Source organism: Methylomonas sp. 2BW1-5-20 (assembly GCF_052474515.1).
On record NZ_CP184127.1, the window covers coordinates 4,858,135 to 4,880,130 of the forward strand.

Sequence of the window (21,996 nt, forward strand, 5' to 3'; positions counted from 1 at the left end):
ATGAATTTCTTAAAACGTCAAGGTCGTACAGACGATTTTGACACTATCCGCATTGGATTGGCTTCTCCGGACATGATTCGTTCATGGTCGTATGGGGAGGTCAAAAAGCCTGAAACAATCAATTACCGTACTTTCAAGCCTGAGCGCGATGGTTTGTTTTGCGCGAAAATTTTCGGGCCGATCAGCGACTACGAATGCTTGTGCGGTAAATATAAGCGTCTGAAACATCGTGGCGTCATATGTGAAAAATGCGGTGTAGAAGTTACGTTGTCGAAAGTCCGTCGTGAGCGCATGGGCCATATCGACTTAGCTAGTCCGGTCGCGCATATTTGGTTTTTGAAATCTTTGCCATCCAGGATTGCTCTATTGCTGGATATGACGCTACGTTCGATTGAGCGTGTGCTGTACTTCGAAACATTCGTCGTTATTGATCCGGGCATGTCGCCTTTGGAAAAAGGCCAATTGCTGACTGACGAAGAATATCTGAACGCCATTGAAGAGCACGGTGATGATTTCGTTGCAAAAATGGGCGCGGAGGCGATCTATGATTTGCTCAAATCTATCGATTTGAAAGAAGAAATCAACACCTTGCGTGAAGAGATCAATGCGACCAATTCCGATACCAAAATAAAAAAATATTCGAAGCGCTTAAAGGTTATCGATTCATTGCTGGCTTCCAATAATCGTCCGGAATGGATGATTATGACGGTGTTGCCAGTATTACCGCCTGAGTTGCGTCCATTGGTGCCGTTGGATGGCGGTCGTTTTGCCACTTCCGATTTGAATGATTTGTATCGCCGGGTAATCAATAGAAACAATCGTTTGACACGCTTGTTGGATTTGAATGCGCCCGACATCATCGTTCGCAACGAAAAACGCATGCTGCAAGAAGCGGTCGATGCGCTGTTGGACAACGGTCGTCGTGGCCGTGCGATTACCGGTAGCAATAGACGTCCTTTGAAGTCTTTGGCTGATATGATCAAAGGTAAGCAAGGCCGTTTTCGTCAAAACTTGTTGGGCAAGCGTGTCGATTATTCCGGCCGTTCGGTTATCGTGGTTGGTCCGACTTTAAGGTTGCATCAGTGTGGTTTACCGAAAAAAATGGCTTTGGAGTTGTTCAAGCCTTTCATTTTTAGCAAATTACAATTACGCGGTTTAGCTACAACTATTAAAGCGGCCAAGAAAATGGTGGAGCGCGAAGGCGCTGAAGTATGGGATATTCTCGAAGAAGTTATTCGTGAGCATCCGGTGCTGTTGAACCGTGCTCCGACCCTGCATAGGTTGGGTATTCAAGCATTCGAGCCGATTTTGATCGAAGGTAAAGCCATTCAGCTGCATCCGCTGGTCTGTAGTGCGTTTAACGCCGATTTCGACGGCGACCAAATGGCTGTGCATATTCCTTTGTCGATAGAGGCGCAATTAGAAGCGCGCACCTTGATGATGGCGACCAACAACATTTTGTCGCCGGCTAACGGTGAGCCCGTTATCAACCCGTCTCAAGACGTGGTATTGGGTTTGTATTATATAACTCGCGAAAAAGTGAATGCAGTTGGCGAAGGCAGTATCTTTGCCGATTTGTCGGAAGTGATGCTGGCCCTTGATAGCAAGTCTGTGGAATTGCAGACGAAAATCGAAGTGCGCGTAATCGAAAAGTTGAAAACCGCCGAAGGCGATTTCGAAACCGTCGTTAGCAGAAAGAAAACGACAGTTGGCCGTGCGATTGTATGGGGTATAGTTCCTGACGGCATGCCTTACGAATTGGTCAATGTCGATATGACCAAAAAGAATATTTCGCGATTGATCAACTACAGTTACCGATATCTCGGCATTAAAGAAACGGTAATGTTGGCTGATAAGATCATGTATTTGGGATTCAGATATGCTACCCGGTCAGGCGTTTCTTTCGGTATTGAAGACATGGAAATTCCTGTTAAAAAAGCCGATATCATTCGCTCCGCCGATGCAGAGGTTAACGAAATTCAGAACCAGTATGCTTCAGGCTTGGTGACGGATGGCGAGCGATATAACAAAGTAGTTGACATTTGGTCGCGGGCAAACGACCAGGTGGCGAAAGTGATGATGGAAGGTTTGGGTGAAGACGAGGTGGTCAACTCAAAAGGGGAGACAGTTAAACAGAAGTCTTTCAATTCCATTTTTATGATGGCTGAATCTGGTGCGCGGGGTTCCGCAGCGCAGATTAGGCAGTTGGCAGGTATGCGCGGTTTGATGGCCAAGCCTGACGGCTCCATTATCGAGACGCCTATTACAGCGAACTTCCGAGAAGGTCTGGACGTGTTGCAGTACTTTATTTCAACTCACGGTGCTCGTAAAGGCTTGGCCGACACCGCGTTGAAAACTGCTAACTCAGGTTACTTGACTCGCCGTTTGGTCGATGTCGCACAGGATTTGGTTATTGCAGAATCTGATTGCGGTACCCAAAACGGTTTGACCATGATGCCTATTATCGAAGGCGGCGACGTTGTTGAGCCTTTGGTTGACCGCGTACTGGGACGAGTCGCGGCAATAGATGTAACCGATCCGGCTGGCAACAATGTCTTGATTCCTGCCGGCACCATGATCGATGAAAATCTGGTCACGGTTCTGGAAGATAACGGCGTCGACAAGATGTTGGTACGCTCCGTGATCACTTGCGAATCTCGTCAAGGTGTTTGTGCCAAATGCTATGGTCGTGATTTGGGTCGCGGTCATTTGGTTAACATTGGCGAAGCTGTCGGCGTTGTCGCCGCGCAGTCTATCGGTGAGCCGGGCACGCAGTTAACGATGCGGACTTTCCACATCGGTGGTGCAGCTTCTCGGTCGGCTGCTGTGAGTAACGTCCAAGTTAAATCCAGCGGTACTGCAAAGCTCAATAACTTAAAAACCGTTAAGAACAGAGAAAACAATCTTGTCGCCGTATCGCGGTCAGGCGAGGTTGGGGTTATGGACGATTACGGGCGTGAGCGCGAACGTTACAAAATACCTTATGGTGCTGTATTGTCGGTTGGCGACGGTAGTCCGGTCAGTGCTGGCGATATCATCGTTAATTGGGATCCGCACACCCATCCGGTTATTACCGAGGTGGACGGTTTTATCCAGCTGATCGACTTTATGGATGGTATCACCGTTCAAGAGCAATCCGATGATGTAACCGGCTTAACCTCACGCGTGGTTACCGACCCTAAACAAAGAAGCTCGGCCGGTAAAGAGTTACGACCTATGGTTCGTCTTATCGATGAGCAAGGCGGTCAAATCAACTTGCCAGGAACTGATATTCCGGCCCAATACTTCTTGCCAGCGGGCGCCATCGTCGGTGTGAAGGACGGTGGAGAAGTAAAAGTCGGTGACGTTTTGGCGAGAATTCCGCAAGAGTCCAGTAAAACACGGGATATCACTGGTGGTTTGCCAAGGGTAGCGGACTTGTTCGAAGCTCGCAAAACCAAAGATCCTGCAATTTTGGCTGAGGCCACCGGTATGGTGTCCTTCGGTAAGGAAACCAAGGGTAAGCAGCGCGTAATTATTACGGATTCCGAAGGTGAGCAATATGAAACGCTGATACCCAAATGGCGACATATCACTGTTTTCGAGGGCGAATTTGTCGATAAAGGCGAAACGATCGCTGAGGGCGAATTGACGCCGCATGATATTTTGAGATTGCGCGGTATTGAGGAATTGGCGGACTATTTAGTCAAGGAAATTCAAGACGTTTACCGTTTACAAGGTGTAAAAATCAACGACAAGCATATTGAAGCGATCATTCGCCAAATGCTGAGAAAGGTCGAAATTACAGCGTCTGGCGATACTGATTTCGTGAAAGGCGAACAAGTTGAGCGCACAATGATTAACGCAGTTAACGACCAAGTTGAAAGGGAAGGTAAGATTCCTGCCAGTTATGATTCCTTGCTGTTAGGTATCACAAAGGCTTCATTGGCTACAGAGTCGTTTATTTCGGCTGCGTCATTCCAGGAAACCACTCGTGTATTGACTGATGCTGCTGTACGCGGCATTAGCGATAGTTTAAATGGCTTGAAAGAGAACGTAATTGTTGGTCGTTTAATACCTGCGGGTACCGGTTTGGCTTACCATGAACAGCGTCGTAAAAGAAGAGCTGCCGATTCCGGCTCTGGTGCTGATTCCGGAGCACAAGCGATTGAAGCAGTTGACGTTGAGGAGGCTTTGAAACAAGCTTTAAATGTCGAGTAAAAATCTCAAAAATGCTTGACCTAGTTCCATTGTAAAGGTATCATGCTCTGCTCACATCAGCCAATAGGTTTGGGCGGAGCTGTATTGATCTGCGCTTCCGCAGATTTCTTTATTGCTTATTAAACATTGCATATTCGGAGTAGTTAAGAATGGCCACGATCAATCAATTGGTCCGTAAGCCTCGTGCTAAAAAAATAGAGAAGACCAATGTTCCGGCGTTGGAAGCTTGTCCTCAAAGACGCGGAGTTTGTACGCGTGTTTATACTACAACGCCTAAAAAACCGAACTCGGCTTTGCGAAAGGTTGCAAGGGTGAGATTGACTAACGGTGCTGAGGTAAGTAGTTACATCGGTGGTGAGGGGCATAATCTTCAAGAGCACTCGGTGGTGCTGATTCGTGGTGGGCGGGTAAAGGACTTGCCAGGTGTTCGTTATCACGTGGTTCGGGGAAGTCTTGATACTTCTGGTGTTAAGGATAGAAAATGTGGTCGCTCCAAATATGGCGCGAAAAGACCTAAGAAATAAAGGTTGGTAACAGATGTCAAGAAGAAGAGTTGCTGCAAAAAGAGTCATCAATCCGGATCCGCGCTTCGGTAGCGATATGCTGTCAAAGTTCATGAATATGATAATGGAAGACGGTAAAAAATCAGTTGCTGAAAAAATCGTCTACGGCGCTTTGGACGTGATCGAGGGTAAGGGGCATAAAGAGTCTCTGGATTTGGTTGCAAAGGCATTGGAAAACGTTCAGCCGCGAGTTGAGGTGAAGTCGCGTCGGGTTGGTGGTGCAACCTATCAAGTGCCTGTTGAAGTGCGTCCTGCAAGAAGATTGGCGTTGTCTATGCGTTGGCTGATTGATGCCGCGCGTAAGCGTAACGAAAGAACCATGGCGGCTAAGTTGGCTGGTGAGTTGCTCGATGCCTCGGAGGGGCGTGGTGCGGCAGCTAAAAAACGAGAGGATACGCATAGAATGGCGGAAGCAAATAAGGCATTTGCTCATTATCGCTGGTAATAAAGTTAGATTGGGTTGTTGTTGTGGCTCGTAAAACGCCTATCGAGCGTTATCGTAATATAGGCATCATGGCTCATATTGATGCGGGAAAAACAACTACAACCGAGCGAATCCTGTTTTATACAGGGGTTTCGCACAAGATAGGAGAGGTCCATGATGGCGCCGCTACCATGGACTGGATGGAGCAGGAGCAGGAAAGGGGGATAACAATAACCTCTGCTGCCACGACTTGCTTCTGGTTGGGGATGGAAAAGCAATATCCGGAGCATAGAATCAATATTATTGATACTCCGGGGCATGTGGATTTCACCATAGAGGTGGAGCGCTCTCTGCGTGTGCTTGATGGTGCTTGTGCGGTATTCTGTGCTGTCGGAGGGGTTGAACCTCAGTCCGAAACTGTGTGGAGACAGGCAAATAAGTATCACGTGCCGCGGGTGGCGTTTGTCAACAAAATGGATAGGTCTGGTGCTGACTTCTTTCGTGTTGTTGAACAAATTAAAACCAGGCTAGGAAGCCTTGTTGTGCCTATGCAGTTGCCAATAGGGTCGGAAGAATCGTTTCAAGGCGTCGTTGACCTGCTGAAGATGAAGGCGATCTATTGGGATGAAGCGAATATGGGTATTGGCTTTAAGGAAATGGAAATTCCGCTAGAAATGCAGAAGTTAGCCCAAGAGTGGCGAGATCATATGATCGAAGTCGCGGCGGATGGCTCCGAAATATTAATGGATAAATACCTGGAAAGTGGTGTTCTGACTAATGAAGAAGTAAAGCTGGGTATTAGAGTTCAGGTTTTACAGAATAAGTTGGTTCCTGCTTACTGCGGTTCTGCCTTTAAAAATAAAGGCGTTCAATGTGTACTTGATGGGGTGATAGACTTTCTACCATCCCCGCTAGATATTAAGCCGGTAGAAGGGTTGTCTGAAACAGGCGAAGAAGTTGTTAGAGGGGTGTCTGATGATGAACCGTTTTCCGCGCTTGCCTTCAAAATAGCAACAGATCCATTTGTAGGGACTTTGACCTTTTTTAGGGTTTATTCCGGCGTTGTTAAGTCTGGTGATGCTGTTTTGAATGCGGCAAAAAGTAAAAGAGAGCGCATTGGGCGTATCGTGCAAATGCACGCAAACAGCCGAGTTGAGATAGATGAGGTAAGGGCCGGTGAGATCGCGGCGCTTATTGGTCTTAAAGATGTGACGACAGGAGATACGCTTTGCGATAGTCAGCGCCCCATTCTGTTGGAGAAAATGGAGTTTCCAGAGCCTGTAATTGCCGTAGCCGTAGAGCCGAGGACAAAGGCGGATCAGGATAAGATGGGCGCTGCGTTAGGTAAGTTGGCGCAGGAAGATCCGTCATTTAGGGTGAGTAGCGATCCCGAGTCAGGGCAGACGATAATTTCTGGAATGGGTGAGCTTCACCTTGAAATTATTGTCGATAGAATGAAAAGAGAGTTTAACGTGGCGGCCAACGTGGGCGCTCCGCAGGTAGCTTACAGGGAGACGATACGGAAATCCGTTGAATGCGAAGGTAAGTTTATCAGGCAAACAGGTGGTAAGGGGCAATATGGTCACGTCTGGTTGCGCCTGGAGCCAAGGGAGCCGGGGTCCGGTTACGAATTCGTTAATGAAGTGGTTGGTGGAGCGGTTCCGAAGGAATATATCCCAGCTATTGATAAAGGTGTGCAAGAGCAAATGGAGAACGGTGTATTAGCTGGTTTTCCGGTTGTTGATGTAAAGGTTAGTTTATTCGATGGTTCATATCATGATGTCGATTCGAATGAAATGGCTTTCAAGATAGCAGGATCTATGTGTTTCAGGGATGGGGCTAAGACTGCAAGTCCTGCGTTGCTGGAGCCCATTATGAAAGTCGAGGTTGTAACCCCCGAGGATTATATGGGTGAGGTAGTGGGTGACATCAATCGAAGGAGGGGTGTTATTCAAGGAATGGAAGATGTTCCGGCCGGAAAAGTAATAGAGTGCGAAGTGCCTCTTGCTGAAATGTTCGGTTATGCCACGGATCTTAGGTCGGCGACTCAGGGTAGAGCAACGTACAGTATGCAGTTTGAAAGATATAACGAAGCACCTGCAAATATTGCGGAAGCGATTATTAGAAAAGTATCTTAAATTTTTTACATATCAGGTATTGAATCATGGCTAAAGAAAAATTTGAAAGAAAGAAACCGCACGTAAACGTTGGCACTATAGGCCATGTTGACCACGGCAAAACCACATTAACAGCGGCATTAACAAAGGTTATGGCGGAGCTGCAAGGCGGCGAAGTTAAAGCTTTTGATCAAATCGACAACGCCCCGGAAGAGCGTGCGCGCGGTATTACCATCTCTACCTCGCACGTAGAGTATGAGTCTGCTAATCGCCACTATGCTCACGTTGACTGCCCAGGCCATGCTGACTACGTCAAAAACATGATTACCGGTGCGGCTCAAATGGATGGTGCGATCCTGGTTTGCTCGGCTGCTGATGGCCCTATGCCGCAAACCCGTGAACACATTCTGCTGTCACGCCAAGTCGGTGTGCCATACATCGTGGTGTTCCTGAACAAAGCGGACATGGTTGACGACGCCGAGCTGATCGAGCTGGTTGAGATGGAAATCCGTGAATTGTTGAACCAATACGAATTTCCTGGCGACGATACCCCTATCATCGTGGGCTCTGCATTAAAAGCTTTAGAAGGCGAACAAAGCGAAATCGGTGTACAATCTGTGGTTCGCTTGGTGGAAGCACTGGACAGCTACATTCCTGAGCCAGAGCGTGCGATCGACGGCAAATTCTTGATGCCTATCGAAGACGTATTCTCAATTTCCGGTCGCGGTACCGTGGTAACCGGTCGTGTTGAGCGTGGCATCATCAAGGTCGGTGAAGAAGTCGAGATTGTCGGTATTAAAGATACCGTCAAAACTACCTGCACCGGCGTCGAAATGTTCCGTAAGCTGCTGGATCAAGGTCAAGCAGGCGACAACGTGGGTGTATTGCTGCGTGGTACTAAAAGAGATGACGTCGAGCGCGGTCAAGTATTGGCGCACGTAAACTCCATCAAGCCGCATGCGCACTTCAAGGCCGAAATTTATGTGCTGTCCAAAGAAGAGGGTGGGCGTCACACACCATTCTTCAACGGCTACCGCCCACAGTTCTACTTTAGAACGACAGACGTAACCGGCGCAGTCGATCTGCCAGAAGGCGTTGAAATGGTCATGCCTGGCGATAACATTGCCGTAACTGTGAAATTAATTTCACCGATCGCGATGGAAGACGGTTTGCGTTTTGCGATTCGTGAAGGTGGTCGTACCGTCGGTGCGGGTGTTGTTGCTTCTATTATCGAGTAATCAGTATGGCTAATCAAACTATCAGAATCCAGTTAAAAGCGTTTGATCATAAATTAATTGATCAGTCAGCGGGTGAGATAGTAGAAACAGCAAAGAGAACGGGCGCCCAAGTAAAAGGTCCCATTCCATTGCCTACTAGAAAAGAACGTTTCACCATATTGATATCACCACATGTTAATAAAGATGCGCGTGATCAATATGAATTGAGAACTTACAAAAGGTTGCTTGATATAGTCGAGCCAACCGATAAGACTGTGGATGCCTTGATGAAGTTGGATCTGGCGGCTGGGGTCGATGTTCAAATTAAGCTGAAATAACGGCAAGTTATAATTTAGAGGGATTGGCAGATGTCAATAGGTCTTATTGGTCGTAAATGTGGTATGACCAGAATTTTTTGCGAAGACGGCTCTTCGGTACCAGTTACCGTACTTCATATTGATTCGAATAGAGTCATACAGGTGAAGAGCGTTGAAACTGATGGTTATCGCGCTATTCAAGTTGCGGCGGGTGATGTTAAGTCTTCAAAAGTCAACAAAGCAATGGCTGGGCATTACGCATCTGCCAATGTCACCGCAGGTCGTGGTTTGTGGGAGTTTAGAATTAGCGAAAGCGAAGCTGTTGAATTCTCTGCAGGTACGGAGTTGAAAGTTAACGTGTTCGAGGTCGGGCAGGTGGTTGATGTCTCTGGTACCAGTATTGGTAAAGGTTTTGCTGGTACAGTTAAACGGCATAATTTTAGAACACAAGATGCGACACATGGTAATTCACGTTCTCATCGGGTGCCTGGTTCAAGTGGTATGAACCAAACGCCGGGTCGCGTTTTTAAAGGTAAAAAAATGTGCGGGCATATGGGGGCGGTCAAAACGACAATACAGAATTTGACTATCCATGCTGTAGATGCTGAGCGGAACCTGATTTTAGTCAGAGGCGCTGTGCCTGGTGCCAAGGGTGGAGACGTCGTCATCACCCCTGCAGTAAAAATGTTAAATAAAGGTTAATTTATGACTTTGCAAATACCTGCAATCAATAATCAAGATTCTGCACAGGCGCTCAGTGTTTCCGAAGCAGTTTTCGGACAGGATTTTAATGAAACATTGGTGCATCAGCTGGTTACCAAATACCTTTCTGCAGCAAGGTCTGGTACTAAAGGCCAAAAAAACCGAGCTGCAGTAAGTGGTGGCGGCGCTAAACCGTTTCGCCAAAAAGGTACCGGGCGTGCGCGTGCTGGTACAACCAGAAGCCCGATATGGCGGACAGGCGGTGTTACGTTTGCAGCCCAACCGAGATCTTTTGATCAGAAGTTGAACAAAAAAATGTATAAAGTCGGAATCAGATCGATTTTTTCAGAGTTGTTGAGGCAGGGTAGATTAGCTGTTTGTAACGACATAACACCTGCTACACCAAAAACTAAAGAATTTTTGAGCAAAATACAGGGTATTGATGCGAAGAGGCTGTTGGTAGTTGCAGATGACTTAAATGAAAACTTAATTCTCGCTGCTAGAAATATTCCTTATATAGCGGTAGTCACCCCAAGCAGTGTGGATCCAGTTTCCTTGGTTTCAGCCGACAAGGTAATTGCGACAGCAACAGCGCTGAAACAGATTGAGGAGCGTTTGGCATGAGTATTGAACAAATTAAACTGGCAAGTGTTCTGTATGCGCCGATTGTGTCAGAGAAGAGTTCTAATGCTGCTGACCAAAATAATCAATTTGTATTCAAAGTAAAAAAATCTGCGACAAAGTTGCAGATCAAAAATGCAGTTGAGTTGATGTTTGGCGTTGAAGTAGCTGCCGTTCGCGTTCTGAATGTTAAAGGAAAAATTAAGAGATTCGGACGCACATTGGGTAAGCGGTCTGACTGGAAAAAGGCATATGTAAAGCTTCAGTCTGGTCATAACATTGAACTAGCGACAGCATAATACTTTAAAGCAAATAAGGAGCGGTAGAAGAGCATGGCTATTCTAAAATCAAAACCGACATCTCCGGGTTCTCGGTTTGTAGTGCGTGTACAAAATAATGATTTGCATAAGGGTAAGCCATTTGCACAACTACTAGACAAAAAGAACAATACCGGCGGACGTAATAACCTGGGTAGAATCACAACCCGTCATATCGGTGGTGGGCACAAAAAGTTCTATCGCATTGTAGACTTTAAGAGAGACAAAACAGACATTCCCGCGGTTGTAGAGCGTATTGAATACGATCCGAACAGAACGGCGAATATAGCCCTGGTCCTTTTCAAAGACGGGGAGCGTAAATATATCATTGCTCCAAAAGGGATTGAGGTTGGTCAAGAAATACTCAGTTCAGAAGCGACTCCGGTTAAGCCGGGAAACTGCATGCCGTTACGTAATATGCCATTGGGTACCACAATTCATTGTGTTGAACTGAAGCCTGGAAAAGGTGCGCAAATAGCAAGAAGTGCAGGCACGTCCGTTCAACTGGTGGCAAAAGATGGTGCGTATGTCACCATTCGATTACGCTCCGGCGAAATGAGAAAAGTACCCTCTGATTGCAAAGGTGTAGTTGGTGAGGTATCTAACTCTGAGCATAATCTTATCTCACTAGGTAAAGCAGGCGCTAAAAGATGGCGCGGTGTTAGGCCGACTGTTAGAGGTGTGGCTATGAACCCTGTCGACCATCCTCATGGTGGTGGCGAAGGTAGGACTTCCGGTGGTAGACATCCGGTTTCGCCTTGGGGGACGCCAACGAAAGGTTATAAAACTAGAAAAAACAAACGTACTGACAATATGATTGTCAGACGCCGTAAGCAAAAATAAGAGGTATCTGACGTGCCACGTTCAATTAAAAAAGGTCCATTTATAGATCACCACTTGCTGAAGAAAGTTGAAGAAGCGGTGAGAGCTAATAATAGGAAACCGATTAAAACCTGGTCTAGAAGGTCAATGATTAGCCCTGATATGTTAGGGTTGACCATAGCTGTGCATAATGGCAAACAGCATGTGCCGGTATTGATTTCAGAAAATATGGTCGGACATAAGCTGGGCGAGTTCTCTCCTACAAGAACTTATAAAGGCCACATTGCAGATAAGAAATCTAGATAAGGAGTGAATGTGGAAGTTTCGGCAAAATTAAGTAATGCCCCGCTCTCTGCGCAAAAGGCGCGATTGGTAGGGGATCAAATACGCGGATTGCCTGTAGAAAAGGCCTTGAATTTGTTGAGTTTCAGCTCTAAGAAAGCTGCTGCAATAATCAAAAAAGTTCTTGAATCAGCGATAGCTAATGCAGAGCACAACGAAAGCGCGGATGTTGACGAGTTGCGCGTTTCGACTGTATTCGTTAATGAGGGCAGAACGTTAAAAAGAGTTAGCGCAAGAGCTAAAGGGCGTGCGAATCACATCCTGAAAAGAACTTGCCATATAACAATTAAAGTAGCAGAAAAATAGAGGTAGCAAATGGGACAAAAGGTACATCCCACGGGGATTCGTCTCGGGATCGTTAAAGACTGGACATCGAGATGGTATGCAAACAGCCAGAATTACCCTGTGTTTCTGTTACAGGATTTGAAGGTTAGAGAATACATCAAACAAAAGTTGGCGCATGCGTCAGTGAGTAGGGTGCAAATCAATCGTCCTGCAAATAATGCAAATATTACGGTTCACACTGCTCGTCCTGGTATCGTGATCGGTAAGAAAGGTGAGGATATAGATATTTTGAGACAAAGTATATCCGCTATGATGGGTGTGCCTGTCCAGTTGAATGTCGAAGAAATCAGAAAGCCGGAACTGGATGCTTACTTGGTCGCTGAAAGCATAGCTCAACAGCTTGAGAAACGTATTATGTACCGCAGGGCGATGAAAAGAGCGGTTACAAACACTATGCGTTTAGGCGCTGAAGGTATCAAAATCACGGTTGCAGGCAGATTGAACGGGGCTGAGATCGCTAGAACCGAATGGTATCGCGAAGGACGAGTTCCTCTTCATACCTTACGGGCTGATATAGATTATGGAACTGCCGAAGCAAAAACCACTTACGGAATTATCGGCATAAAAGTCTGGATATTCAAAGGCGAGGTGTTTGATATGGACGCACATACAGCGTCTCTAAACGCCGACTCAAAAAAATAGTTGAAGGGGTGCATTAGAAATGCTTCAGCCAAAAAGAACAAAGTTTCGTAAGCAGCATACCGGTAGAAATAACGGCACCGCATTGCGAGGATCGTCAGTTAGCTTCGGAGAGTATGGCTTAAAATCGGTTAGCCGTGGTAGAATGACTGCCCGCCAAATTGAGGCTGCTAGACGCGCAATAAGTCGGCATGTAAAACGTGGTGGGAAAATTTGGATCCGGATCTTTCCCGATAAGCCAATTACCAAAAAACCATTGGAAGTGCGTATGGGTAAAGGTAAGGGTAGTGTAGAATACTGGGTTGCGCAAATAAAGCCCGGCACGATGCTGTTTGAAATCGAAGGCGTTTCTGAAGAGTTAGCAAGAGAGGCTTTTGAGCTAGCCGCTGCTAAATTGCCGGTTAAAACGACTTTCTCTGCACGGACAATAATGTAATGAAAGCTAAAGATTTAAGAAGTAAAACAAAAGAAGAGTTGAATGCCAGTCTTTTAGAGTTGTCTCGCGAACAGTTCAATCTAAGAATGCAAAAAGGCACAGGCCAGCTTAGCAAGCCAAGTCAAATTAAGCAGGTGAGGCGAGATATTGCTCGCATCAATACTATTCTAAATGAAATGGTAAGAGTATAGAGATGAGCGAAAATCTAGATAGTGTACGTAAAGTAACTGGTCGTGTCGTAAGTAATAAAATGGACAAGACTGCTTCTGTTTTGGTGGAGCGTTTGGTAAAGCATCCAGTATACGGAAAGTACATTAAGCGTTCTACGAAACTTCTTGTCCATGACGAAAACAACGTTTGTCAGGAAGGCGATGTGGTGTCGATCACATCCTGTAGGCCTATATCAAAAAATAAGGCATTTAAGTTGTTAGAAGTGTTAGAAGCTTTTAACAAATAATCAATAATTTTAGTTGGGATTTATAAAATGATTCAGATGCAAACTAGCCTTGACGTCGCCGATAACAGTGGCGCAAAAAAGGTCATGTGTATCAAGGTCCTTGGAGGGTCGCACCGCCGTTATGCCGGCATAGGCGACATCATCAAGGTTAGCGTGAAAGACGCTATGCCGCGCACAAGGGTTAAAAAAGGCGATGTTTATAACGCATTGGTAGTAAGAACCCGTAAAGGTGTTCGTCGAGCTGATGGTTCCGTAATACGCTTTGATGGCAACGCAGCGGTAATTTTGAATAACCAACTACAACCAATTGGTACTCGTATCTTTGGGCCGGTTACGCGTGAATTGAGAGGTGATAAGTTTATGAAAATTATCTCTCTTGCGCCAGAAGTATTATAGTCAGAGGTCCAGAGATGCAGAAGATTAAGCAGGGCGATGAAGTTATTGTAATCATCGGAAAAGATAAAGGTAAGCTAGGCAAGGTTAGCAAGGTACTTGAAGATAACAAGCTGTTAGTTGATGGTATTAATCTAGTGAAAAAGCACCAAAGAGGTAATCCAAACTTGGGTGTTTCTGGGGGTATTGTCGATAAAAATATGCCGATCCATATTTCAAACGTGGCTTTATTTAACCCGAAAACTAAAAAGGGTGATCGCGTGGGATTTAGAGTTCTCGATGACGGTAAAAAAGTCAGATATTTTAAGTCAACTAACGAAAACGTCGGTCTTTAAGGTAATAAAGCTATGGCTAGACTACAAAGCAAATATAAAACAGAAATCGTTCCTGCGATGCAGGAGCAATTCGGTTACAAGACTATTATGCAGGTTCCAAAATTAACTAAGATTACTCTGAATATGGGTGTCGGTGGTGCAATTGCGGATAAAAAAGTATTGCAATCTGCTGTTTCTGATATGGAAAAGATCGCCGGGCAGAAAGCGGTTGTCACCTTGGCCAGAAAGTCCATTGCTGGGTTTAAAATTCGCGATGATATGCCAATTGGCTGTAAAGTCACTTTGCGTAGCGATAAAATGTACGAGTTTTTAGATAGGTTAATAACAATTTCAATACCGCGTATTCGCGACTTTAGAGGAATGAGCTCGAAGAGTTTTGACGGGCGGGGTAACTATTCGCTGGGGATTAAAGAGCAAATCATTTTTCCTGAAATTGATTATGACAAAATTGATGCCCTGCGTGGTATGGATATTTGCATAACAACAACAGCCAAAACAGATGAAGAGGGTTTGGCGCTGTTGAAATTATTCAATTTTCCATTCAAAAACTAAGGGCGTATTAACATGGCTAAAAAATCAATGATAGCGCGCGAAGTTAAGCGCGAAGGTCTGATAAAAAAGTATCAGGCAAAAAGAAACGAATTGAAGGAAGTAATTAGATCTCCAAACAGCTCTTTTGAAGAAAAAGAGAACGCTCAAATTCAACTTCAAAAGTTGCCAAGGGACTCCAGTCAATCAAGGTTGCGTAATAGATGCAAGTTGACAGGGCGCCCGCACGGATACTACAGAAAGTTCGGTCTTAGCAGAAATAAACTTAGAGAAGCTACCATGCGTGGCGACGTTCCTGGTTTAACTAAAGCTAGCTGGTAGTAGTTCTGTTTAATTTTTGGAGAATTGAAAATGAGTATGACAGATCCAATAGCAGATATGCTAACCAGAATTAGAAATGGTCAATCTGCTGGCAAAAAAAGTGTAAAAATCCCTTCGTCGAAATTGAAGCTAGCAATCGCTAAAGTTTTGAAGGAAGAAGGCTATATTACCGATTACAAAACTGAAGTCACTGGTTCTCACGCGGAGATGACTGTTGAGTTGAAATACTACAATGGCGTTCCGGTTATCGAAAGTGTAAGACGAATTAGTCGGCCAGGACTAAGAATTTATAAATCAAAAGACGAACTACCAAAAGTACTAGGCGGTTTGGGTATAGCTATCGTTTCAACCTCAAACGGTGTGATGACTGATCGTGCGGCTCGAGCTATCGGGCACGGTGGCGAAGTCATTTGCACTGTCTGCTAAATTTACGAGGTATATCATGTCGAGAGTCGCTAACGCGCCTATCACTTTGCCATCTGGTGTTGATGTCAAAGTAGACGGTAGAAAAATGGTAGTTAACGGTAAGCTGGGACAGCTTGCATTTGATCTTTCCGATGCGGTGGAGCTGGAAATAGAGGCTAACATAATTAGGGTTAAATGGGATGATAGTGTAAAGGGTGCTAAAGCGCACGCCGGTACTGCTAGAGCGTCAATTAACAACATGGTTAAAGGGGTTTCCGAAGGCTTTGTCAAAAAAATGCTGCTAGTTGGTGTTGGATATAGAGCTCAAGTAAAAGAGAATTTATTGACATTATCGTTGGGCTATTCAAATCCTGTTGAATACTTAATACCCGCGGGCGTTACTGTAGAAGCGCCGACTCAAACTGAGTTGCACGTAAAGAGTAATGACAAGCAGAAAGTGGGTCAGGTTGCTTCTGAAATCAGAGCCTTTCGGCCTCCTGAGCCCTATAAAGGCAAAGGAGTTAGGATCGCTGATGAATATGTGGCTAGAAAAGAAGCCAAAAAGAAATAGGTGAAGTGATGGATAAGAAGTCTTCTAGATTAAAAAGAGCATTAAGGCTGCGCTGCAAGATTAAAAAGTTAAGTGTAAATAGACTGACTATACATAGAACTTCCCAGCACATTTACGCGCAAGTTTTGAGTGTCGATGGTGCATCCACTCTTGCTGCTGCATCGACATTACAAGCAGACGTGAAAGCTGGGCTCAGTAACACAAGTAACATTAAGGCCGCCATAGAAGTTGGCCGAATAGTTGCTGAAAGGGCTATTGCTGCGGGTGTAACGGAAGTAGCATTTGACCGCTCTGGTTTTAAATATCATGGACGCGTAAAAGCATTAGCAGATGCTGCGCGTGAAGCCGGCTTGAAGTTTTAGGGGAATAGAATGGCAACAGCACCATCTCAAGGTAGTACGGACGGACTGCAAGAAAAACTAGTTTCGGTCAGACGGGTAGCGAAAGTTGTGAAAGGCGGTAGAGTCTTTGGTTTTGCAGCGCTAACTGTAGTGGGTGATGGAGACGGTCGTATCGGTTATGGGGTCTCTAAAGCTCGCGAGGTTCCAGTGGCTATACAAAAGTCACTGGAGCAAGCTAGAAAAAACATGCGCAAAGTTGCTCTCAAAGAGGGGACTTTGCAGTATTCAATAATGTCAAATACTGGTGCTGCGAAAGTGTATATGCAGCCGGCTTCAGAAGGTACCGGTATCATTGCCGGCGGCGCTATGAGGGCCGTATTTGAAGTGGTTGGCGTACACAATGTATTGGCAAAATGTATTGGCACGAGCAATCCTATTAACGTGGTGCGAGCGACGATCAACGGATTAAGCGGTATGCACGATGCAAAAAAAATCGCAGCAAAACGCGGTTTGACTGTTGATCAAATAACAGGATAAAACAATATGTCCGGCAAAAAATTAAGCGTGACGATGACCAAAAGTAAAAATGGTCGCTTGAAGGCCCATCAGCAATGCTTGAAAGGGTTGGGATTGAGCAGAATCAGGCAGGTGGTTGAAGTTATTGATACTCCCGAAAATCGCGGGATGATTAATAAGATCGCATACATGCTAAGGGTTGAGGAAGTATAATGTATTTAAATACTATTCAAGCTGCGCCTGGCGCAAGAAAGAAAACAAAAAGAGTTGGTCGTGGTATTGGCTCTACGGATGGTAAAACTTGCGGTAGAGGCCATAAGGGTCAAAAGGCACGCGCGGGTGGCTTTCATAAGGTCGGTTTTGAAGGTGGTCAAATGCCTTTGCAGCGTAGATTGCCAAAAGTTGGGTTTACCTCCAGGACAAAAAAGTTTACGGCCGAGGTTAGATTGGCTGAGATAGATGCCATTCAGGCTGATGTGATAGATATACAACTGCTCATTTCTAGTAATGTAATCCCGGTTTTTTCGAAAAAAGTAAAGGTTGTTAACACCGGAAGTATTACCCGCCCTCTAACCCTAAAAGGACTGGGCGTTACTGCAGGTGCGAAAGTAACAATTGAAGCTGCTGGTGGCAAAGTCGAGGCTTAAGTGAGTACAAAAGGGCATGATGTTTCTGCGGGAACGTTTCGATTTGGTGAGCTTAAGTCCAGACTGCTTTTCGTTTTAGGCGCCTTCGTCGTCTATAGGATTGGGGCTCATATACCTGTCCCGGGTATTGATCCTAAAGCGCTATCTATTATGTTTGAGCAACAATCCGGCTCCATATTAAACATGTTTAATATGTTTTCAGGTGGAGCCTTGATGCGCTTAAGCTTATTCGCATTGGGAATAATGCCTTATATCTCTGCATCTATCATTATGCAGCTCATGACCATTGTTATACCTACTATGGAGCAATTGAAGAAGGAAGGGGAGTCTGGTCGCAGAAAGATATCGCAGTACACTCGATACGGCACTGTTGTGCTGGCAATGTTTCAATCAATAGGTATATCGGTAGCTCTGCAAAATCAAACCGCCGGAGGCTTAGCCGTGGTGTTGCAGCCCGGTGTCAGTTTTATTGTGGTCACTACGATTACTCTGGTTACAGGAACCATATTTCTGATGTGGCTCGGCGAGCAAGTGACTGAGCGCGGTATCGGTAACGGCATTTCGCTTATAATTTTTGCAGGCATAGTTTCCGGTCTGCCTTCGGCGATTGGTGGTACGCTGGAGCTTGCTAGAACCGGAGAAATGAATGGTGCTTTTATCGTCGTATTATTCGCTCTCGCAATTGTAGTCACTGGGATTGTGGTTTTTGTCGAAAGAGGGCAAAGAAGGATAACAATAAATTATCCAAAGCGGCAGCAAGGGAACAAGGTTTACGGCGGACAAAGTTCATTTTTGCCATTGAAGTTGAACATGGCGGGCGTCATACCTCCGATATTCGCGTCCAGCATTATATTATTCCCTGCTACGATCGCGGGCTGGTTCGGAAATGTTGATGGCTTCTCTTGGTTGCAGGACGTATCTTCAGTATTGTCGCCGGGTCAGCCAGTATATGTCTTGTGCTACGCTTTGGCTATAGTGTTCTTTTGTTTCTTCTATACTGCATTGGTTTTTAATTCCAAAGAAACAGCGGAGAACTTGAAAAAATCTGGTGCCTATCTCCCTGGTATCAGGCCCGGTGCTCATACTACTAGTTATATTGATAAGGTCATGACGAGGCTTACTCTGATAGGGGCTGTCTATATAACTCTTATATGTTTGCTGCCTGAATTCTTGATCGTATATTGGAATGTGCCTTTCTCTTTCGGCGGCACTTCTCTATTAATTATTGTGGTTGTCGTTATGGACTTTATATCGCAAATGCAGACACATTTGATGTCTCAGCAGTATGAGGGTCTAATGAAAAAAGCTAATTTAAAAAAATCTTAACGTTATTTAGGAGTTTGCCGTGAAAGTACGAGCTTCAATAAAAACCATATGCAAAAGCTGTAAAGTTATTAAAAGAAACGGTGTTGTAAGAGTCATTTGTAGAGATGGCAGACATAAACAACGTCAAGGATAACTTGTTTTTGCGATTTATTTTGCGGAGTGATATAATGCTCCGTTTAACCTTATAGTACTGTTTTTGGAGTATCTGAATGGCTCGTATTGCTGGTATAAACGTGGCTGATCATAAGCATGCGGAGATAGCGTTAACAGCTATCTATGGAATAGGCAGGCAAACTGCTAAGAATATCTGCGATGAAGTTGGTGTTAAACCAACTGTTAAGATTAGAGATCTTTCGGAAGATCAAGTTGAATCGATACGTAAGGTTATTTCCGGGATGACTGTGGAAGGCGATCTTCGCAGAGAAGTCTCGATGAATATAAAAAGATTAATGGATCTCGGTTGCTATCGCGGAATTAGACATCGTCGCGGTTTGCCGTTGAGAGGCCAAAGAACCAGAACAAACGCGCGGACTCGTAAAGGGCCACGCAAATCAGTTACTAAATAAATACATCTAGAAAGGCGATTTTGATGGCAACCCAGAATAGAGTGAAAAAGCGTATTAAGAAAGAAGTGGCGGATGGCATCGTTCATGTGCATGCTTCCTTTAATAATACAATAGTTACCATTACTGATAGAAAAGGTAACGCATTATCTTGGGCAACATCGGGAGGGTCCGGTTTTCGCGGGTCACGGAAAAGCACACCGTTCGCAGCGCAGGTTGCCGCTGAGAAGGCAGGTGCCGTGGCTCAGGAGTACGGAATGAAGAATCTGGATGTAATGATCAAAGGGCCAGGGCCCGGCAGGGAATCGGCTGTTCGTTCTTTGAACAGCATGGGTTTCAAAATTTCAAATATCGTGGACGTAACCCCTATTCCCCATAATGGTTGCCGTCCGCCTAAAAAACGTCGTGTTTAGGATAGTGGAGTAAATTTAATGGCAAGATATCTTGGTCCTGCTTGCAAGCTGAGTCGTAGGGAAGGTACTGATTTATTTTTGAAAAGCAGAGGTAAGTCTCTGGAAAGCAAATGTAAATTGGAACAAAGGCCCGGTCAACATGGCGCTAAGCGTACAAGGAATTCTGATTATGCTATGCAGCTCCGCGCCAAACAGCGGTTGCGTCGCATATATGGTGTCCTAGAAAAGCAATTCAGAAATTACTATAAAGCAGCCGATTTACAGAAAGGCGCAACAGGTCAGAATCTGCTTGATTTTCTCGAATCCAGGCTCGATAACGTAGTTTATCGCATGGGTTACGCTGCAACTCGTGCGGAAGCTAGGCAGCTAGTGTCGCATAAGGCGATTCTGGTTAACGATAGGTTAATCAATATTCCTTCTTATCAAGTGGCTTCTGGCGATGTTATTAAGGTTCGTGAAAAAGCGAAAAGCCAACAGCGGATTAAAGATTCTTTAGTTGTCACCGAACAATATGGTTTTCCAGTTTGGGTGGAAGTTAACTCGAAAGAGATGAGTGGGATATTTAAATCGGTTCCTGATCGTGTAGATTTGGGGTCTGATATCAATGAACAATTAGTCGTTGAGCTTTATTCTAAGTAATAAATAAGTCCAGGATTTAAATTATGCAGAGTTCTATCGTTGGTCTATTGAAGCCCCGTCTTGTCGAGGTCATCAATGAATCGGCCAACCACTCAAGAATTGTTATCGAACCTTTGGAGCGTGGTTTTGGGCATTCATTAGGCAATGCTTTGAGGAGAGTTATGCTGTCCTCTATTCCTGGTTGCGCTGTCACAGAGATTTCTATTGAGGGTGTGTTGCATGAATTCACCACGATAGAGGGCGTTCAGGAAGATGTAATAGACATTATTCTTAATCTTAAGAAACTTGCCGTTATCGTGCATTCTAAGGACGAGGTAACGTTAACTTTATCAAAAAAAGGTGTTGGCGTAGTTACTGCTCGTGACATTGATCTGCCCCATAACGTTGAATTGGCTAATCCTGACCTAATCATAGCTAATATTAATCAGGACTGCGCACTTAACATAAAGATAAAAGTTGAGCGCGGCAGAGGCTATGTCCCGGCTAGTCTTAGAAAAGAACTGTACGACGATGCTCCTGTTGGCGTTTTGATGGTTGATGCTGCTTTCAGTCCTATTGTTAAAGTAGCTTATCATGTTGAAAGTACTCGGGTTGAACAGCGTACTAATTTAGATAGACTTGTAATCGAGTTGGAAACAAACGGTACAGTCGATCCAGAGCAGGCGATTAAGCTCGCAGCATCTATCCTGCATGACCAGTTGTCTGTATTTGTCGATTTCGAGAAAGTCAACGAACAAATACAGGAAGAAGTAGCTATAGAAGAAGAATCATTCGATCCCGTTCTTCTGCGCCCTGTAGATGATTTGGAGTTGACGGTTCGCTCGGCTAACTGCCTAAAAGCTGAAAATATTTTCTATATTGGTGATTTGATTCAACGTACCGAAGTGGAGCTGTTGAGAACGCCTAATCTAGGTAAAAAATCACTAACGGAAATTAAAGATATTCTTGCGATTAAAGGCCTGTCATTGGGTATGCGGTTAGAGAACTGGCCACCTGAAAATTTGGCTGATCAGTCACAAGCTGGAATTTGAACATAAGGCATTTTAAAAATGAGACACCGTAAATCTGGAAGACAGTTAAATAAAAATAGCAGCCACAGAAAAGCTCTGTTTAGCAATATGGCTTGTTCGCTTTTTAAGCATGAATTGATTAAAACCACATTGCCAAAAGCGAAGGAGTTGCGCGTATTGGCGGAACCTTTAATTACGCTTTCTAAAATCGATTCTGTTGCTAAACGCCGCCAAGCTTTTTCAAAGCTGCGGGATAGAGATGTCGTTACTAAATTATTTAACGAACTCGGTCCAAGATACCAATCCAGAAACGGTGGGTACTTGAGAATTATAAAGTGTGGTTTTAGATCCGGTGATGACGCTCCTATGGCCTATGTAGAGTTAGTCGATCGGCCCGAACCGGCGCAGTCCACAGAGTAAATTTTTAAGTTTAGTTATATGTGCGACA

Annotated in this window: 33 protein-coding genes; all 33 read left to right on the forward strand. The window is 44.9% G+C overall.

All coding sequences use genetic code 11. The features are described 5' to 3' along the window. A complete protein-coding gene (gene rpoC, locus ACH50O_RS22355) occupies positions 1 to 4,200 on the forward strand; it encodes a DNA-directed RNA polymerase subunit beta' (protein ID WP_446812180.1) in 4,200 nt (1,399 codons plus the stop codon). A 149-nt stretch (positions 4,201 to 4,349) separates the two neighbouring features. Next, a complete protein-coding gene (gene rpsL / locus ACH50O_RS22360) occupies positions 4,350 to 4,724 on the forward strand; it encodes a 30S ribosomal protein S12 (RefSeq protein WP_013820393.1) in 375 nt (124 codons plus the stop codon). A 13-nt stretch (positions 4,725 to 4,737) separates the two neighbouring features. After that, the gene (gene rpsG / locus ACH50O_RS22365; RefSeq protein WP_020484799.1) at positions 4,738 to 5,208 is read left to right on the forward strand and encodes a 30S ribosomal protein S7; all 471 of its coding nucleotides are present in this window, start codon (positions 4,738 to 4,740) and stop codon (positions 5,206 to 5,208) included. A gap of 23 nt (positions 5,209 to 5,231) precedes the next feature. Further along, complete coding sequence (fusA, locus tag ACH50O_RS22370; protein WP_446809951.1) at positions 5,232 to 7,325, forward strand: elongation factor G; 2,094 nt, start codon at positions 5,232 to 5,234, stop codon at positions 7,323 to 7,325. Between the two features lie 26 nt (positions 7,326 to 7,351). Continuing rightward, positions 7,352 to 8,542, forward strand: a complete 1,191-nt coding sequence (gene tuf, locus ACH50O_RS22375; protein WP_446809946.1) for an elongation factor Tu — start codon at positions 7,352 to 7,354, stop codon at positions 8,540 to 8,542. Positions 8,543 to 8,547: 5 nt separating this feature from the next. Then, entirely contained in the window at positions 8,548 to 8,859 is a 312-nt protein-coding gene (rpsJ, locus tag ACH50O_RS22380; protein ID WP_013820389.1) for a 30S ribosomal protein S10, read from the forward strand. A 30-nt stretch (positions 8,860 to 8,889) separates the two neighbouring features. Then, positions 8,890 to 9,540: a 50S ribosomal protein L3 gene (gene rplC, locus ACH50O_RS22385; protein WP_446809952.1), complete on the forward strand. Its 651-nt coding sequence runs from the start codon at positions 8,890 to 8,892 to the stop codon at positions 9,538 to 9,540. Between the two features lie 3 nt (positions 9,541 to 9,543). After that, positions 9,544 to 10,164, forward strand: coding sequence for a 50S ribosomal protein L4 (gene rplD / locus ACH50O_RS22390; protein WP_446809953.1), 621 nt, complete (start codon positions 9,544 to 9,546; stop codon positions 10,162 to 10,164). A gap of 2 nt (positions 10,165 to 10,166) precedes the next feature. Then, positions 10,167 to 10,460: a 50S ribosomal protein L23 gene (rplW, locus tag ACH50O_RS22395; RefSeq protein ID WP_446812181.1), complete on the forward strand. Its 294-nt coding sequence runs from the start codon at positions 10,167 to 10,169 to the stop codon at positions 10,458 to 10,460. Positions 10,461 to 10,493: 33 nt separating this feature from the next. Continuing rightward, positions 10,494 to 11,321 (forward strand): 50S ribosomal protein L2, encoded by an 828-nt coding sequence (gene rplB, locus ACH50O_RS22400; RefSeq protein WP_446809954.1) that lies wholly within the window; start codon positions 10,494 to 10,496, stop codon positions 11,319 to 11,321. 12 nt (positions 11,322 to 11,333) lie between these two features. Beyond that, positions 11,334 to 11,606: a 30S ribosomal protein S19 gene (rpsS, locus tag ACH50O_RS22405; protein ID WP_081607975.1), complete on the forward strand. Its 273-nt coding sequence runs from the start codon at positions 11,334 to 11,336 to the stop codon at positions 11,604 to 11,606. A 9-nt stretch (positions 11,607 to 11,615) separates the two neighbouring features. Next, a complete protein-coding gene (rplV, locus tag ACH50O_RS22410; RefSeq protein WP_020484806.1) occupies positions 11,616 to 11,948 on the forward strand; it encodes a 50S ribosomal protein L22 in 333 nt (110 codons plus the stop codon). Between the two features lie 9 nt (positions 11,949 to 11,957). Next, positions 11,958 to 12,629 (forward strand): 30S ribosomal protein S3, encoded by a 672-nt coding sequence (rpsC, locus tag ACH50O_RS22415; RefSeq protein ID WP_446809955.1) that lies wholly within the window; start codon positions 11,958 to 11,960, stop codon positions 12,627 to 12,629. Between the two features lie 19 nt (positions 12,630 to 12,648). Continuing rightward, positions 12,649 to 13,062 carry a 50S ribosomal protein L16 gene (gene rplP / locus ACH50O_RS22420; protein WP_020484808.1) on the forward strand — a complete coding sequence of 138 codons (414 nt, stop codon included), beginning with the start codon at positions 12,649 to 12,651 and terminating at the stop codon, positions 13,060 to 13,062. Beyond that, on the forward strand, positions 13,062 to 13,253 hold the full coding sequence (rpmC, locus tag ACH50O_RS22425; RefSeq protein WP_446809956.1) for a 50S ribosomal protein L29: 192 nt from the start codon (positions 13,062 to 13,064) through the stop codon (positions 13,251 to 13,253). Before rplP ends, rpmC begins: the two co-directional genes overlap by 1 nt. 2 nt (positions 13,254 to 13,255) lie before the next feature. After that, positions 13,256 to 13,519 (forward strand): 30S ribosomal protein S17, encoded by a 264-nt coding sequence (gene rpsQ / locus ACH50O_RS22430; RefSeq protein ID WP_446809957.1) that lies wholly within the window; start codon positions 13,256 to 13,258, stop codon positions 13,517 to 13,519. A 27-nt stretch (positions 13,520 to 13,546) separates the two neighbouring features. Next, entirely contained in the window at positions 13,547 to 13,915 is a 369-nt protein-coding gene (rplN, locus tag ACH50O_RS22435; protein WP_013820378.1) for a 50S ribosomal protein L14, read from the forward strand. 14 nt (positions 13,916 to 13,929) lie between these two features. Next, positions 13,930 to 14,247, forward strand: coding sequence for a 50S ribosomal protein L24 (rplX, locus tag ACH50O_RS22440; protein ID WP_446809958.1), 318 nt, complete (start codon positions 13,930 to 13,932; stop codon positions 14,245 to 14,247). A 12-nt stretch (positions 14,248 to 14,259) separates the two neighbouring features. Further along, complete coding sequence (rplE, locus tag ACH50O_RS22445; protein WP_446809959.1) at positions 14,260 to 14,799, forward strand: 50S ribosomal protein L5; 540 nt, start codon at positions 14,260 to 14,262, stop codon at positions 14,797 to 14,799. A 12-nt stretch (positions 14,800 to 14,811) separates the two neighbouring features. Continuing rightward, positions 14,812 to 15,117, forward strand: a complete 306-nt coding sequence (gene rpsN / locus ACH50O_RS22450; protein WP_446809960.1) for a 30S ribosomal protein S14 — start codon at positions 14,812 to 14,814, stop codon at positions 15,115 to 15,117. A gap of 30 nt (positions 15,118 to 15,147) precedes the next feature. Continuing rightward, positions 15,148 to 15,543: a 30S ribosomal protein S8 gene (gene rpsH / locus ACH50O_RS22455; RefSeq protein ID WP_446809961.1), complete on the forward strand. Its 396-nt coding sequence runs from the start codon at positions 15,148 to 15,150 to the stop codon at positions 15,541 to 15,543. A 16-nt stretch (positions 15,544 to 15,559) separates the two neighbouring features. After that, positions 15,560 to 16,093, forward strand: coding sequence for a 50S ribosomal protein L6 (rplF, locus tag ACH50O_RS22460; protein WP_446809962.1), 534 nt, complete (start codon positions 15,560 to 15,562; stop codon positions 16,091 to 16,093). A gap of 8 nt (positions 16,094 to 16,101) precedes the next feature. After that, the gene (gene rplR / locus ACH50O_RS22465; RefSeq protein ID WP_446809963.1) at positions 16,102 to 16,455 is read left to right on the forward strand and encodes a 50S ribosomal protein L18; all 354 of its coding nucleotides are present in this window, start codon (positions 16,102 to 16,104) and stop codon (positions 16,453 to 16,455) included. Positions 16,456 to 16,464: 9 nt separating this feature from the next. Further along, positions 16,465 to 16,971, forward strand: coding sequence for a 30S ribosomal protein S5 (gene rpsE / locus ACH50O_RS22470; protein WP_446809964.1), 507 nt, complete (start codon positions 16,465 to 16,467; stop codon positions 16,969 to 16,971). Between the two features lie 6 nt (positions 16,972 to 16,977). After that, a complete protein-coding gene (rpmD, locus tag ACH50O_RS22475) occupies positions 16,978 to 17,163 on the forward strand; it encodes a 50S ribosomal protein L30 (protein WP_446809965.1) in 186 nt (61 codons plus the stop codon). Further along, positions 17,163 to 17,597 (forward strand): 50S ribosomal protein L15, encoded by a 435-nt coding sequence (rplO, locus tag ACH50O_RS22480; RefSeq protein ID WP_446809966.1) that lies wholly within the window; start codon positions 17,163 to 17,165, stop codon positions 17,595 to 17,597. The genes rpmD and rplO overlap by 1 nt, the downstream gene beginning before the upstream one ends. Continuing rightward, positions 17,598 to 18,923: a preprotein translocase subunit SecY gene (secY, locus tag ACH50O_RS22485; RefSeq protein ID WP_446809967.1), complete on the forward strand. Its 1,326-nt coding sequence runs from the start codon at positions 17,598 to 17,600 to the stop codon at positions 18,921 to 18,923. Positions 18,924 to 18,942: 19 nt separating this feature from the next. Next, the gene (rpmJ, locus tag ACH50O_RS22490) at positions 18,943 to 19,056 is read left to right on the forward strand and encodes a 50S ribosomal protein L36 (RefSeq protein ID WP_446809968.1); all 114 of its coding nucleotides are present in this window, start codon (positions 18,943 to 18,945) and stop codon (positions 19,054 to 19,056) included. A gap of 76 nt (positions 19,057 to 19,132) precedes the next feature. After that, complete coding sequence (gene rpsM / locus ACH50O_RS22495) at positions 19,133 to 19,489, forward strand: 30S ribosomal protein S13 (protein WP_446809969.1); 357 nt, start codon at positions 19,133 to 19,135, stop codon at positions 19,487 to 19,489. A gap of 23 nt (positions 19,490 to 19,512) precedes the next feature. Beyond that, positions 19,513 to 19,899: a 30S ribosomal protein S11 gene (gene rpsK / locus ACH50O_RS22500; protein WP_020484822.1), complete on the forward strand. Its 387-nt coding sequence runs from the start codon at positions 19,513 to 19,515 to the stop codon at positions 19,897 to 19,899. A gap of 18 nt (positions 19,900 to 19,917) precedes the next feature. Next, on the forward strand, positions 19,918 to 20,538 hold the full coding sequence (gene rpsD, locus ACH50O_RS22505) for a 30S ribosomal protein S4 (protein WP_446809970.1): 621 nt from the start codon (positions 19,918 to 19,920) through the stop codon (positions 20,536 to 20,538). Between the two features lie 23 nt (positions 20,539 to 20,561). Next, positions 20,562 to 21,569 carry a DNA-directed RNA polymerase subunit alpha gene (locus tag ACH50O_RS22510; RefSeq protein ID WP_446809971.1) on the forward strand — a complete coding sequence of 336 codons (1,008 nt, stop codon included), beginning with the start codon at positions 20,562 to 20,564 and terminating at the stop codon, positions 21,567 to 21,569. An 18-nt stretch (positions 21,570 to 21,587) separates the two neighbouring features. Next, positions 21,588 to 21,968, forward strand: a complete 381-nt coding sequence (rplQ, locus tag ACH50O_RS22515; protein WP_446809972.1) for a 50S ribosomal protein L17 — start codon at positions 21,588 to 21,590, stop codon at positions 21,966 to 21,968. Positions 21,969 to 21,996 lie beyond the last annotated feature (28 nt).